The organism is Heliomarina baculiformis (assembly GCF_019966545.1).
Taxonomy (GTDB): domain Bacteria; phylum Pseudomonadota; class Alphaproteobacteria; order Rhodobacterales; family Rhodobacteraceae; genus Heliomarina; species Heliomarina baculiformis.
The window spans coordinates 498,215-510,506 of sequence record NZ_JAIMIC010000001.1 but is presented as its reverse complement, the minus strand read 5'-3'; the positions used below and the strand labels follow the sequence as shown (position 1 = coordinate 510,506).

At 62.4% G+C, this 12,292-nt stretch carries 12 protein-coding genes; 8 read left to right on the top strand and 4 right to left on the bottom strand.

Annotated elements, in window-relative coordinates:
* Positions 1-44: 44 nt before the first annotated feature.
* On the top strand, positions 45-1,445 hold the full coding sequence (murD, locus tag MF268_RS02460) for a UDP-N-acetylmuramoyl-L-alanine--D-glutamate ligase (protein ID WP_238369316.1): 1,401 nt from the start codon (positions 45-47) through the stop codon (positions 1,443-1,445).
* On the opposite strand, the gene MF268_RS02455 is transcribed toward murD, so the two are convergent.
* From MF268_RS02455 to MF268_RS02445, 3 genes are all read right to left on the bottom strand, one after another.
* Entirely contained in the window at positions 1,425-2,402 is a 978-nt protein-coding gene (locus MF268_RS02455) for a DNA topoisomerase IB (protein ID WP_238369315.1), read from the bottom strand. The genes murD and MF268_RS02455 overlap by 21 nt on opposite strands.
* A gap of 1 nt (position 2,403) precedes the next feature.
* On the bottom strand, positions 2,404-2,616 hold the full coding sequence (locus tag MF268_RS02450) for a hypervirulence associated TUDOR domain-containing protein (RefSeq protein WP_238369314.1): 213 nt from the start codon (positions 2,614-2,616) through the stop codon (positions 2,404-2,406).
* An 84-nt stretch (positions 2,617-2,700) separates the two neighbouring features.
* Positions 2,701-3,345: a TetR/AcrR family transcriptional regulator gene (locus tag MF268_RS02445; RefSeq protein WP_238369543.1), complete on the bottom strand. Its 645-nt coding sequence runs from the start codon at positions 3,343-3,345 to the stop codon at positions 2,701-2,703.
* A gap of 116 nt (positions 3,346-3,461) precedes the next feature.
* Between MF268_RS02445 and MF268_RS02440 the strand changes: the two genes are divergently transcribed.
* A complete protein-coding gene (locus MF268_RS02440) occupies positions 3,462-5,501 on the top strand; it encodes an NADH:flavin oxidoreductase (protein ID WP_238369313.1) in 2,040 nt (679 codons plus the stop codon).
* Here MF268_RS02440 and MF268_RS02435 read toward each other — a convergent pair.
* Complete coding sequence (locus tag MF268_RS02435; protein ID WP_238369312.1) at positions 5,488-6,678, bottom strand: BaiN/RdsA family NAD(P)/FAD-dependent oxidoreductase; 1,191 nt, start codon at positions 6,676-6,678, stop codon at positions 5,488-5,490. The genes MF268_RS02440 and MF268_RS02435 overlap by 14 nt on opposite strands.
* Before the next feature lie 132 nt (positions 6,679-6,810).
* On the opposite strand from MF268_RS02435, the gene ftsW reads away from it, so the two are divergent.
* The 6 genes from ftsW to MF268_RS02405 all read left to right on the top strand — a co-directional run bounded on the left by ftsW (position 6,811) and on the right by MF268_RS02405 (position 12,262).
* Complete coding sequence (gene ftsW / locus MF268_RS02430; RefSeq protein WP_238369311.1) at positions 6,811-7,977, top strand: putative lipid II flippase FtsW; 1,167 nt, start codon at positions 6,811-6,813, stop codon at positions 7,975-7,977.
* Positions 7,974-9,089, top strand: a complete 1,116-nt coding sequence (gene murG / locus MF268_RS02425; protein ID WP_238369310.1) for an undecaprenyldiphospho-muramoylpentapeptide beta-N-acetylglucosaminyltransferase — start codon at positions 7,974-7,976, stop codon at positions 9,087-9,089. The genes ftsW and murG overlap by 4 nt, the downstream gene beginning before the upstream one ends.
* A 17-nt stretch (positions 9,090-9,106) precedes the next feature.
* A complete protein-coding gene (gene murC, locus MF268_RS02420; protein ID WP_238369542.1) occupies positions 9,107-10,507 on the top strand; it encodes a UDP-N-acetylmuramate--L-alanine ligase in 1,401 nt (466 codons plus the stop codon).
* Between the two features lie 94 nt (positions 10,508-10,601).
* Positions 10,602-10,856 (top strand): DUF2484 family protein, encoded by a 255-nt coding sequence (locus MF268_RS02415; RefSeq protein WP_238369309.1) that lies wholly within the window; start codon positions 10,602-10,604, stop codon positions 10,854-10,856.
* On the top strand, positions 10,853-11,113 hold the full coding sequence (locus tag MF268_RS02410; RefSeq protein WP_238369308.1) for a DUF2484 family protein: 261 nt from the start codon (positions 10,853-10,855) through the stop codon (positions 11,111-11,113). The genes MF268_RS02415 and MF268_RS02410 overlap by 4 nt, the downstream gene beginning before the upstream one ends.
* A 63-nt stretch (positions 11,114-11,176) precedes the next feature.
* Complete coding sequence (locus MF268_RS02405) at positions 11,177-12,262, top strand: hypothetical protein (RefSeq protein WP_238369307.1); 1,086 nt, start codon at positions 11,177-11,179, stop codon at positions 12,260-12,262.
* Positions 12,263-12,292 lie beyond the last annotated feature (30 nt).

Here is a 12,292-nt window from a genome sequence, read left to right as displayed (position 1 = left end):
GGGGCAGAGCCCCAATTGCCCCGCTGACCGGAAAGGAACGCGTCTTGATCCCCGTCACAGGTGTCCAGAACCAGAAAATCGCGGTGCTTGGCCTCGGCCGATCCGGTCTCTCTGCCGCGCGGGCTCTGCGCGCCGGTGGTGCCACGCCGGTTTGCTGGGATGACAATCCCGCCGCGCGGGCCCGTGCCGAAGAGGAAGGGTTCACTTGCACAGATCTTTCCAAGACGGGGGCCTTCGATGACGTCGCCGCGCTGATCGTCTCGCCCGGCATCCCGCATCTCTACCCCGCTCTAAATCCGGTGGTCGAGGCAGCGCTGACTTCGGGCGTGCCCGTCGACAATGACATCGGCCTGTTCTTCCGTTCTTTTGCCACCAAGGACTGGGAAAGCTTCGACACGCCGCCCCGTGTCGTGGCGGTAACCGGATCCAACGGCAAATCCACCACGTCTGCGCTGATCCATCACATTCTGACGTCGGTGAACCGTCCGACCCAACTCGCGGGGAATATCGGGCGCGGCGTGCTCGATCTCGATCCGGCGATCGATGGCGAAGTCGTGGTGCTCGAGCTTTCCAGCTACCAGACCGATCTGGCTCGGGCGCTGACGCCGGATGTGGCGGTTTTCACCAATCTCTCGCCCGATCACCTTGATCGCCACGCAGGCATGGGCGGTTATTTCGCGGCCAAGCGCCGCCTCTTTGCCGAAGGCGGCCCTGATCGCGCGGTGATCGGTGTCGATGAACCCGAAGGCCTTTTCCTTGCCGGGCAATTGGCCGAAGCCCCGTCGGATGACCGAGTTATCCGCATCTCGGTCGCTTCGAAACTGACCGGGCCGGGCTGGCAGGTGTTTTCCCGCAAGGGCTTCCTGTCGGAATACCGCAAGGGCAAGCAGATCGCTTCCATCGATCTGCGCGAGATCAAGGGGCTTCCCGGCGCGCATAACCACCAGAACGCCTGCGCCGCCTATGCGGTGGCCCGCACGCTTGGTCTCGCGCCTCGCGTCATAGAAACCGCGCTGCACAGCTATCCCGGGCTGCCCCATCGCAGCCAGGTTATCGCCACGCGCAATGGCGTCACCTTTGTCAATGACAGCAAGGCGACGAACCTTGATAGCGCGGCCAAGGCGCTTTCGGCGTTCAAGAGCATTCGCTGGATTTGCGGAGGCTTGGAAAAAGAGGGGGGGCTCGCCGCGCTCAAGGACTCCGTCGGGGCTGTCACCAAGGCCTATGTCATCGGGCGCGATGCCGAGGGCTTCGCCCTGCAATTGACCTGTCCGACCGAGATCTGCACCGACATGGCCACGGCGGTTGCCCGCGCCGCCGCCGATGCACAGGAAGGTGACACGGTATTGCTCGCCCCGGCGGCGGCGAGCTTTGACCAATACGATAATTTCGAGCAGCGCGGCGATGATTTCGCCGCCTGCGTCTTAGCGCTCGATAAGGCTTAGCAACCGGTTCTCGGCGGCGCGCAGGCCCGGGACCCCGGCGCTCTTCAGCTTTGGCATGTCCTTCCCGGCAAGGTCGATGACCGTCGGGTGGATATAGCTGTTGCGCGCGACGGTTGGCGTGTTGGCAAGCCGCTCTGCCGCCGCCTCGCTCAGCGCCTTGATCGTCGATGAGCCGGATTCGGCGGCCTCAAAGGCGGCCAGCGTGCCGGCCCATGTGCGGAATGTCTTGGCCGTAAAGGGTTCTTCCGTCGCCTCGGCCAGATAGGCGTTCAGCGCCCCGGACGACAAGGTCCGTACGGTGCCGTCTTCTTCGGTCCAGCTCAGCAATTCTGCGCCGGGCAGATCGCGGATCTCGTTCAGGACGCGCAGCAGTTTGCGGTCAGACAGGCGGCGCCGCACCTTTTTGCCGCCCTTGGCCGTGTAGACGAGGTTCAGCCCGCCGTCGGTCAGCTTGAGATGTTGGCGCTTCAATGTCAGCGCCCCGTATGAACCGTTCTCGCGCGCGTAGGTCTCGTTTCCGACGCGCATCGACAGCCGGTCGATCAGCAGAACGGCGGCTGCCAGCGCGAACCGTTCGTCCCCCGCCTCAAGCGCCAGATCACGGCTCACGCGGCGGCGGATTGCAGGCAGGGCGCGACCGAAACGCGGCAGGTAGTCGTACTTCTCGGCGGATCGGGCCTCTCCCCATTTGGGGTGATAGCGATACTGCTTGCGGGTGCGCGCGTCGTAACCGGTTGCCTGAAGGTGCCCGTTCACACGTGGCGAAATCCACACGTCCTCATAAGCAGGCGGCACCGCGAGGGCGCATATCCTGTCACGTTCCGCCCCGCGCGCGATGGTCGTACCGTCGGCGGCTTTGTAGGTGAACCCTCGGCCGTGTCGCTTGCGGGTGATGCCGGGGCGGTCATCCGGATACCAGACCAACCCCTTGGGAATGACAGCTTGCTCGGTACTCATTTCATTTGTGGCGCAGTTCCGAGGCCAGTTTCAGGACCTCGTCGCCATCCTCCTGTTCGATCACGATGGCCGGATCGTCGGAAGAACCATTGCGGGTGATCTCGCTGCCCTTGATCTTGCGCGTGATCTTTTTCTCATGGGTTTCCTTGACCCGACCCTCGGCCGTGCCTTGGCCCCAGTCCCATTCAACCTTGTCATCGACCTTGAAACCCATGGTGGCAAACTCCCCTTTGTTCATGTCTCGCTGAACGTATGGAGTTTATTCCGGGTTCCCTGAGGCCACGCGAACGTGAGCGTGTCAGGCCGATACCGCCGCTCCCAGCCTTGCGCTGAACCGCGCCATTTCGCCGGGGGAGGGGTTTTCTCCGCAGAAGGTTTTGACATAGGCGGGCACTCGCGCCAGCCGGGTCGCCAGATCCTCGCGGGTTTGCAGTGAGATATACCCGATCTGCACGAGGTAGATCGTGCGCGCGCGCACATCCGCCTCGGCCTCGGAAAAGCCAAAGCGCGTGAACATCGCCTGCAGCGCGGCAAGCCGCACCTCGTCCGCCACAGCGACCCGCGCCTTGACCCTGTCCGATCGATGTGCCCAGCCTCGGATCGCGAAATCGAACCGGGGGTCGAAAGCGTTTTCATCGATGAAAGCGGCCGTAACGTTCAGGACCGCCTCGGCAATGGTTTCCGCATATGCCTTGCAGGCATCGGTCAGGGCGCCGGTATTCGAACTGTCCCAGTCGTCTAGCAGCGCGTCGAGCAGAGCGGCCCGGTCCTTGAAAAACCAATAAAAGCTGGTTCGGGAGAGTTTGAGCGTGCTCGCCAGCGGCTGGATCTTGACCGCATCCACCCCGTTTTCCAGCAGAGCCGATTTGGCGGCGGCCATCCAGACCTCGCGCGAACCGCGCCAGCCGCTGTTGGCATCCTCTGATGAAACCGCATCCTGCATGGGCAAGTCATAGCCAGCGCGTCTGGCGGCGACAAGAGAAATGAACACTGATGAACTTAAACTTGACATAGATGAACATTTTCGGAATCGTCGGCGCAACGCCACAGGAGATGCCCATGTCTGCCGATCCGCTCCTACAGCCGTTTCAGTTGAAACACCTGACCCTCAGAAACCGGCTGATGATCACGAGCCACGAGCCTGCCTATCCCGAGGATGGTTTGCCCAAGGATCGCTATCGCGCTTATCACGCAGAGCGGGCAAAGGCAGGCGTCGCGCTTACGATGACCGCCGGATCGGCCTCGGTCGCAAGGGATAGTCCGCCCGCCTTTAACAACATCCTCGCGTGGAAGGATGAGGTCGTCGGCTGGATGAAAAAGCTGGTCGATGAATGCCACGATCACGGCTCGGCGGTGATGATCCAGCTAACCCATCTGGGGCGGCGCACCCGATGGGACGTGGGCGACTGGTTACCCGTGGTTTCGGCCAGTCCCGAGCGTGAACCGGCCCACCGCGCCTTCCCCAAGCGGATCGAGGACTGGGACATCGCCCGGATCATCGAGGATTATGCCGATGCTGCCGAGCGTATGCAGGCGGCAGGTCTCGACGGGATCGAGCTGGAATCCTATGGCCACCTGATGGATTCATTCTGGTCGCCGCTGACCAACGATCTCGACGGGCCTTATGGCGCGGATAGTCTTGATAACCGGATGCGGTTCTCTTTTGACGTGCTGCGCGCGATCCGCAAGCGGGTCGGCGATGAATTCATCGTCGGCATTCGCTATGTCGGGGACGAGATGCTCGCGGGTGGCATTGCCAAGCCCGAAGGGATGGAGATTTCCCGGCGTCTCAAGAACAGCGGGATGGTGGATTTCCTGAACGTGATCCGGGGCCATATCGAAACCGACGCCGCCCTGACCAACGTGATTCCGGTGCAGGGCATGGCCAGCGCGCCTCACCTTGATTTCGCAGGCGAAATCCGCGCGGAAACCAAGTTTCCGACCTTCCACGCGGCAAAGATACAGGATGTGGCGACGGCGCGGCATGCAGTGGCCAGCGGCAAGCTCGACATGGTCGGCATGACCCGCGCCCATATGGCCGACCCGCATATCGTGTCCAAGATCATGCGCGGCGAGGAGGACCGCATTCGCCCCTGCGTCGGCGCGAATTACTGCCTCGACCGGATTTACCAGGGTGGCATGGCGCTTTGTTTGCACAACCCGTCGACAGGGCGCGAACTCGAACAGCCGCATGAGATCGAAAAGGCGGAAAAAACCCGCCGTTTCGTGATTGTCGGGGCAGGTCCGGCCGGGCTGGAAGCCGCCCGTGTGGCGGCCTTGCGCGGGCATGAGGTGATCTTGCATGAGGCAGCCAACGATCCCGGCGGACAGGTGCGCCTGACCGCCCAGACCCCGCGCCGGGCCGAGATGATCCAGCTGATCCAGTGGCGTTTTGAGGAATGCGAAAAGCTGGGCGTCACCTTTCGTTTCAACAGTTTCGCGGATGCGGCCACGGTGATGGATGAAAGCCCCGACGTTGTGATCGTCGCGACTGGCGGCATCGCCCACACCGAGATCCTGCCGCAGGGCAATGACCTTGTTGTCTCCGCATGGGACATCCTATCAGGCGACGTGCAGCCCGGGTCGAACGTGCTTATCTATGACGACGCCGGTGATCAGGCGGCCTTGCAGGCAGCAGAAAAAATCGCCTCGACCGGTGCCAAGGTCGAGATCATGACGCGCGACCGGGTGTTTTCGCCCGAGGTCATGGGCATGACCCTGACCCCGGCAATGCGGGCGCTGCAACCGCTGGACGTGACCTTTACCGTGACATGGAAGCTCGAGTCGGTGGCACGTGAGGGCAACGGGTTAAAGGCCACGATCGGCACGGATTATAGCGATGTGACCCGTGACAGGCTGGTGGATCAGGTGGTGGTCAACCATGGAACCGCGCCGCTCGAAGACCTTTATTTCGACCTGCGCGAGTCCTCGCGCAACCTGGGCGAGGTGGATTATGACGCGCTGATCGCCGGAGCCCCTCAGGCAGTGTCACGCCAGCCGGACGCGGCCTTTCAGCTCTTCCGGATCGGGGATGCGGTGGCAGCCCGCAACACCCACGCGGCCATCTACGATGCGCTGCGGCTGGTCAGGACGCTGTAGCGCGGGCGCGGATCGCCGTGCCCGCCGCATAGCCCGAGGACCATGCCCATTGGAAATTATATCCGCCAAGCCAGCCGGTTACGTCTACCGCTTCACCTATGGCGTAAAGGCCAGGCACGGATTTGGACTCCATCGTCTTTGACGAAAGCCCATCCGTGTCGATGCCGCCCAGCGTAACCTCGGCGGTGCGATACCCTTCGCTGCCCGACGGGGTCAGGCGCCAGTCGCGCAGGGCATCGCATATGCCGCGCAGCGCCGCGTCGGACTGGTCGGCAAGGTTTCCCGACAAGTCCAGTAGCCCTGAAAGGTGATCGACAAGCCGGGCGGGCAGGGCACGGGCAAGCTCGGTTGTCAGCGCTTTGCGCCCCGAAATCTGGCGTGTGTCCCGCAGGCTGTCGAAAAGTTTGACCTCGGGGTCGAGATCGACGCGGATCTCTTCGCCCTCGCGCCAGTAGGACGAAATCTGCAGTACCGACGGCCCGGAAAGCCCGCGATGGGTGAACAACAGCGCCTCGTCAAACCCGGCTCGCTCATTGGACAGCCGCGCGGGGAGGGCGACGCCCGCAAGGCCGCTGAACCGTTCCGGCGGAAAGGTGAGCGGCACAAGCCCCGGCCGGGTCTCGGTCACGTCCAGCCCGAATTGTCGTGCAATATCATAGGCGAGGCCGGATGCGCCCATCTTGGGGATCGACTTGCCGCCGGTGGCCAGAACAAGGTTGCGGCAGGTGATAGAAACGCGCTTTCCGTCGCGGTCGAGGTCGAGCGTGAACCCCTCGGTGCCATGACGAACCGAGATTATCGCCGTGTGCAGCCACAGCTCGGCCCCGGTCTTTTCCATCTCATCCCTCAGCATCCGGATGATCTGGGTCGCCTTGCCGTCGCAAAACAACTGCCCCAGCGTCTTTTCATGCCACGCGATCCCGTGGCACGTAACAAGATCGACGAAATCCCACTGGGTATAGCGCGCCAGCGCAGATTTGGCGAAATGCGGGTTCTGCGACAGAAAGTTTTCCGGCGCGGCGTACATATTTGTGAAATTGCAGCGCCCGCCGCCGGAAATGCGGATCTTTTCGCCGGGATTTCGGGCATGGTCGACGACCAGCGTTTCCGGCCCGGCATGGGCGGCACACATCATCCCGGCGGCACCTGCACCGATTATGATCGTTTCACGTCTCATCTGTCCGCGCTGTCGCGCGATTTCATAGGCATGGCAAGAGGAAGAGGCTGGCGGCATCGCAATTTTCGATGTAGCCTTAAGGTTGAGACCCCGAAAAGGGGCGGATTGAGGCAGATATAAACGGCGGGAACCATGACTGAGATGGTGTATGGCGCTGTCCCTGAACGGGGCGGCGAACCAATTGTTCCAAAATGGTGGCGGACGCTCGATAAATGGTCGATGTCCTGCGTGCTTGGACTTTTTGTCATCGGGCTGCTTCTCGGGCTCGCTTCCTCTCCGCCGCTTGCCGCGCGCAACGGGCTTGAACCTTTCCACTACGTACAACGTCAGGCGATGTTCGGCGGTCTCGCGCTGATCGTGATGCTGCTGACCTCGATGATGTCGCCGGTTATGGTGCGCCGCCTTGCGGTGGTCGGCTTCCTCGGCGCGTTTGTCGCGGTGGCGTTGCTGCCGTTTTTGGGCACCGATTTCGGCAAGGGCGCAATGCGCTGGTACAGCCTTGGATTTGCAAGTGTTCAGCCGTCGGAATTTCTTAAACCCGGCTTCATCGTGGCCGCCGCATGGATGCTGGCCGCCAGCCAGGAAATCAACGGCCCTCCGGGCAAGCTCTGGTCCTTTTCGCTCTGCGTGGCCATTGTTCTGATGCTGGCGATGCAGCCCGATTTCGGACAGGCCTGCTTGGTGATGTTCGGCTGGGGTGTGATGTATTTCGTGGCCGGCGCGCCGATGGTTCTGCTGGTCGGCATGGCGGGGCTCGTGGTGCTGGGCGGCACCATCGCCTATTCCAATTCCGAACACTTTGCCCGGCGGATCGACGGGTTCCTTTCGCCCGATCTCGACCCAACCACCCAGCTTGGTTACGCGACCAACGCGATCCGCGAAGGCGGTCTCTTTGGCGTAGGCGTGGGAGAGGGGCAGGTGAAATGGTCGCTCCCCGATGCGCACACGGACTTTATCATTGCCGTGGCGGCCGAGGAATACGGGCTGATCCTCGTGCTGGTGATCATTTCGCTCTACGCGCTGATCGTCACCCGCTCGCTGTTCCGGTTGATGCGCGAGCGTGACCCGTTCATCCGGCTGGCCGGCACCGGGCTGGCCTGCATCTTTGGCGTGCAGGCGATGATCAACATGGGCGTTGCCGTCCGTCTTTTGCCCGCAAAGGGGATGACCCTTCCTTTCGTCAGTTACGGCGGCTCATCCCTGATTGCCGGGGGCATCGCGCTCGGCATGCTGCTCGCCTTTACCCGCTCGCGCCCGCAGGGCGAAATCGCCGATATCCTGCGTGGTCGCGGCAGATGAGCCAACCCTTGCTGATTATCGCCGCAGGCGGCACCGGCGGGCACATGTTCCCGGCGCAGGCGCTGGCCGAAGCCATGCTGAAACGCGGCTGGCGCGTGCGCCTGTCGACGGATGCTCGTGGCGCGCGCTACACGGGTGCCTTCCCCGAAGAGACCGAGATCGTCGAGGTCGCCAGCGCCACTTTCGCGCGCGGCGGGGCGATGCAACGCGCCATGGTCGCCCCGCGCATCGCTGCGGGCGTCATCGCTTCGGCATGGCGGATGTTTCGTGACAAGCCTGCGGTTGTCGTGGGCTTTGGCGGCTACCCGTCCATCCCGGCGCTTGCCGCCGCGACCCTGTTGAAGCTGCCCCGCATGATCCATGAACAGAATGGCGTGCTGGGTCGCGTCAACGAAGTCTTCGCTTCGCGCGTGGCCCATGTGGCCTGTGGCGTCAAACCGACCAAGCTGCCACCGACGGCCCATGGTGTGCATACGGGCAACCCGGTGCGCGGCGCCGTGCTTGACCGGGCAGGGGCCAGCTATATCCCGCCCGGCGACTACCCGATGTCGCTGCTGGTCATGGGCGGATCGCAAGGCGCACGCATCCTCTCCGACGTGGTGCCCGAGGCGATCACCCGACTGCCAGAGCAGATGCGTCGTAACCTGCGCGTTAGCCATCAGGCGCGCGCAGAAGACGTGGATCGGGTCACCGAGGCCTATGCCGAGGCCGACATCCGCGCCGACGTCAAAACCTTCTTCAACGATATCCCCAGCCGCATGGCCGAGGCGCAGCTGGTGATCTCGCGCGCGGGGGCGTCTTCAATCGCGGACCTAACGGTGATCGGCCGGCCCTCGATCCTGATTCCCTTTGCCGCTGCCGCCGGCGATCATCAGACCGCCAATGCGCGCGGGCTGGTGGATGCGGGCGCCGCGATCCTGATCCCCGAACGCCTGCTCAACGCGGAATCCCTTACCGCGCAGATAACGAGTCTGCTTGAAAACCCCGCCGCCTCGTTGCAGATGGCCAACGCCGCCCTTTCCGTCGGCGCGCCGGATGCAACGGAACGTCTTGTCGCCCTTGTCGACGCCCTTGCTACGAACGCTGAGCCCGGAAGGAAGGTTTTGAAATGATGGATGGAAGCCTGATCATGCAAGCTGCAACCAAACTCCCTCTCGATATCGGCCCGATTCATTTCGTCGGCATCGGCGGCATCGGCATGTCCGGCATCGCCGAAGTGCTATTGGATCATGGCTACACCGTACAGGGTTCGGACCTGAAGGCCTCGAGGATCACCCAGCGTCTGGAACAGCTTGGCGCCACTATTTTCGAAGGCCAGAATGCCGAGAACCTCGAAAACGCTGAGGTCGTCGTGATCTCTTCGGCAATCAAGACCGGCAATGCCGAGCTGGACGAGGCCCGCCGCCGTGGTCTGCCTGTCGTGCGCCGCGCTGAAATGCTGGCCGAGCTGATGCGGCTCAAGTCCAACGTGGCCGTGGCCGGAACCCACGGTAAAACCACCACGACAACCATGGTAGCGACCCTGCTCGACGCGGGCAATTTCGACCCGACCGTGGTCAACGGCGGCATCATCCACGCTTATGACTCGAACGCGCGGCTGGGCGAGGGCGAATGGATGGTCGTAGAGGCCGATGAATCCGACGGCACCTTCAACCGTCTGCCCGCCACCATCGCCATCGTCACTAATATCGACCCCGAGCACATGGAGCACTGGGGCAGTTTCGATGCCCTGCGCGACGGGTTCTACGATTTCGTCTCGAATATCCCCTTCTACGGTCTGGCGGTCTGCTGCACCGATCACGAAGAGGTTCAGCGTCTCGTCGGCCGGATCACCGACCGCCGCGTCGTCACCTACGGTTTCAATGCGCAGGCCGATGTGCGCGCGGTAAACCTGAAATACGAAAATGGCGTCGCTCATTTCGACATCGCGCTTCAGGCCGATGAAATGGTGATCGAGGGCTGCTCTCTGCCGATGCCCGGCGATCACAACGTCTCCAACGCGCTTTCAGCCGTGGCCGTGGCACGCCATCTCGGCATGAAGGCCGAGGAAATCCGCGCCGCTCTGGCCGCTTTCTCAGGCGTCAATCGCCGCTTTACGCGCGTGGGTGAGGTCGATGGCGTTACCATCATCGACGACTACGGCCACCACCCGGTGGAAATCGCCGCCGTGCTGAAGGCCGCGCGCCAAGCGACCGATGGCCGCGTCATTGCCGTGCACCAGCCGCACCGCTACTCCCGCCTCTCCTCGCTGTTTGACGATTTCTGCAGCTGCTTCAACGAGGCGGATGTGGTCGCCATCGCCGAGGTGTACGCAGCAGGCGAAGACCCGATCCCCGGCGCCTCGCGCGACGACCTCGTGGCAGGCCTGATCCGCCACGGCCATCGCCACGCCCGCGCCATCGTCTCCGAGGAAGATCTGACGCGACTGGTTCGCGAACAGGCGAAACCCGGCGACATGGTGGTCTGCCTTGGGGCAGGGACGATCAGCACCTGGGCCAATGCGCTCCCCGCGCGGCTGAAAGAAGCCTAGTGCCGGGGGCGGTCCCCCCCTCGCGCCAGATCTTGCGCTGTGCGCCCCGCGCACCCGGCTTGCTGCTGGGGCTTCGGCAGCGGGAGTGCGACCGATGAACCCCGTCATCCTGCTCGCCGTCGTCTGGGTCTTTGCCGCCACCGCCGTCGCGCTCCTCCCGATGCGCCTTCAGATGATCCCCGGTCTGGCGCTGCTGATCGCCGCACCGGTCCTGATCGGGGCAATCACACTCGAATTCGGGTGGCTCGCGGGCATCGCCGCCCTTGCCGGCTTTCTCTCGATGTTCCGCCACCCGCTGCGCTATTTCTGGTGCAAATGGCGCGGACAGGAAACCGGGGTGCCGGAATGAGCCTCTCCCTGATCCTCGCGGCCCTCTGGGCACTCGCGGCAAACCTGATCGCCATGCTACCCAGCCGCGATTACCACTGGCGCGCGGCCTATGTGCTCATCGTCATCGGCATCCCGATCCTCGGTTATGTCACCTGGCAGAACGGCCCGCTCATCGGCCTCCTGATCCTCGTCATGGGGATGAGCGTCCTGCGCTGGCCCGTCATCTACCTCACCCGCTGGATCAGGAGCCGCGCGAACGGGACGTCGGATGTTTGAAAACCGATTGGACGGCCGGAATAAAGATTGAAATCAAAGCCCTGCCGATCAAAGCTGGGCGGAATGGTGGAAATCGCGGATATTAAAGACAGAGATAGCCTGAAAGATTGGCTGGAAGACCGTTCCAAAGAAGAATGTATCCAGATCGCCACGCGCGCAGCTCTAAGGGTTTTACCTCTGTTCTGGGAGTGGAGCCTGACAGAGCCCGCGAAGACACATGATCTGGCAACTCTGGCGGCGTTGAGGTGCTTTTCTATCTCGAGGATTACGGGTCAATATTCAATCCGCGAGATAGCCTTTCCCGCGGCCGACGCCTTCTTCGCCGCCGCTGCTAGATCCCCCGCGGCTGCCGCCGCTAAATCCGCCGCCGACGCAGTCTTGGCCAGAGCCGCCTTTCCAGCCGCTAGAGCCGCCGCCGCGGCCGACAAGGCCGCCAGACCCATCGCCGCCATTTTTGAATTTGTTCGATCTGATTGTTTAGCATTAACCCAAACTGAGACAAAGCTTGCGAGCCTGCCGCTATGGCATGACGCCGAAAATCCTCTCCAGTGTGTTTGGCGGGAGGTAAAGAAAGGCGCCTCTGAGCAACCAGAAATCTGGGCCTACTGGATTCAATGGTACGAGGACATCCTAGCTGGAAACACGGCGAACTGGCCGCTAGAACAGAAAATTGCGCGGATCGATAGTAAAGTTTGGGATTTGGGGCCAGTGGCGGTTTCCGAGGAAATCAGACGCCTCCAAGAACAGATCGACCTATTGAATGAAGCCCGCGCCATGCGTGAAGAGAATGAAAGGCCGAAGTACAGTTTCGCGGATGCTAAAACCCGTTCGCACAACATGCCGCCCGGACTAGTCGACGCGCCAAAACCGATGCGCCGGGAGATTATTTTCATCTGGGAGCAGATTGAAGATGCGGAAACGGAACTTGTGAAATCAAAGCCGGATATGCGCCGTCTCCGAATGATAGGTCTGGCCATCAGGCAAAGTTTCTCGGCCCTTACTCAATACGCCAGTAAAATTCTGGATCAAGCCATTGTGGCCGGAGCCAAAGCGATTGGAGCAGGCGGCGGCACCTTGGCCTTGGATCATTTTCTCAACAACAGGCGATTGCTGGCGTGGGTGGAACGCCTGTTGCAATTCGCATCCTGAAACTGCATCGCGCGTGTTAAGCGAACATTC

Excerpts from the sequence above, each read along its gene's own strand:
- MF268_RS02455 (WP_238369315.1), bottom strand. The coding sequence starts at position 2,402 with ATGAGTACCGAGCAAGCTGTCATTCCCAAGGGGTTGGTCTGGTATCCG.
- MF268_RS02450 (WP_238369314.1), bottom strand. The coding sequence starts at position 2,616 with ATGGGTTTCAAGGTCGATGACAAGGTTGAATGGGACTGGGGCCAAGGC.
- MF268_RS02445 (WP_238369543.1), bottom strand. The coding sequence starts at position 3,345 with ATGCAGGATGCGGTTTCATCAGAGGATGCCAACAGCGGCTGGCGCGGT.
- MF268_RS02440 (WP_238369313.1), top strand. The coding sequence starts at position 3,462 with ATGTCTGCCGATCCGCTCCTACAGCCGTTTCAGTTGAAACACCTGACC.
- MF268_RS02435 (WP_238369312.1), bottom strand. The coding sequence starts at position 6,678 with ATGAGACGTGAAACGATCATAATCGGTGCAGGTGCCGCCGGGATGATG.
- ftsW (WP_238369311.1), top strand. The coding sequence starts at position 6,811 with ATGACTGAGATGGTGTATGGCGCTGTCCCTGAACGGGGCGGCGAACCA.
- murG (WP_238369310.1), top strand. The coding sequence starts at position 7,974 with ATGAGCCAACCCTTGCTGATTATCGCCGCAGGCGGCACCGGCGGGCAC.
- murC (WP_238369542.1), top strand. The coding sequence starts at position 9,107 with ATGCAAGCTGCAACCAAACTCCCTCTCGATATCGGCCCGATTCATTTC.
- MF268_RS02415 (WP_238369309.1), top strand. The coding sequence starts at position 10,602 with ATGAACCCCGTCATCCTGCTCGCCGTCGTCTGGGTCTTTGCCGCCACC.
- MF268_RS02410 (WP_238369308.1), top strand. The coding sequence starts at position 10,853 with ATGAGCCTCTCCCTGATCCTCGCGGCCCTCTGGGCACTCGCGGCAAAC.
- MF268_RS02405 (WP_238369307.1), top strand. The coding sequence starts at position 11,177 with ATGGTGGAAATCGCGGATATTAAAGACAGAGATAGCCTGAAAGATTGG.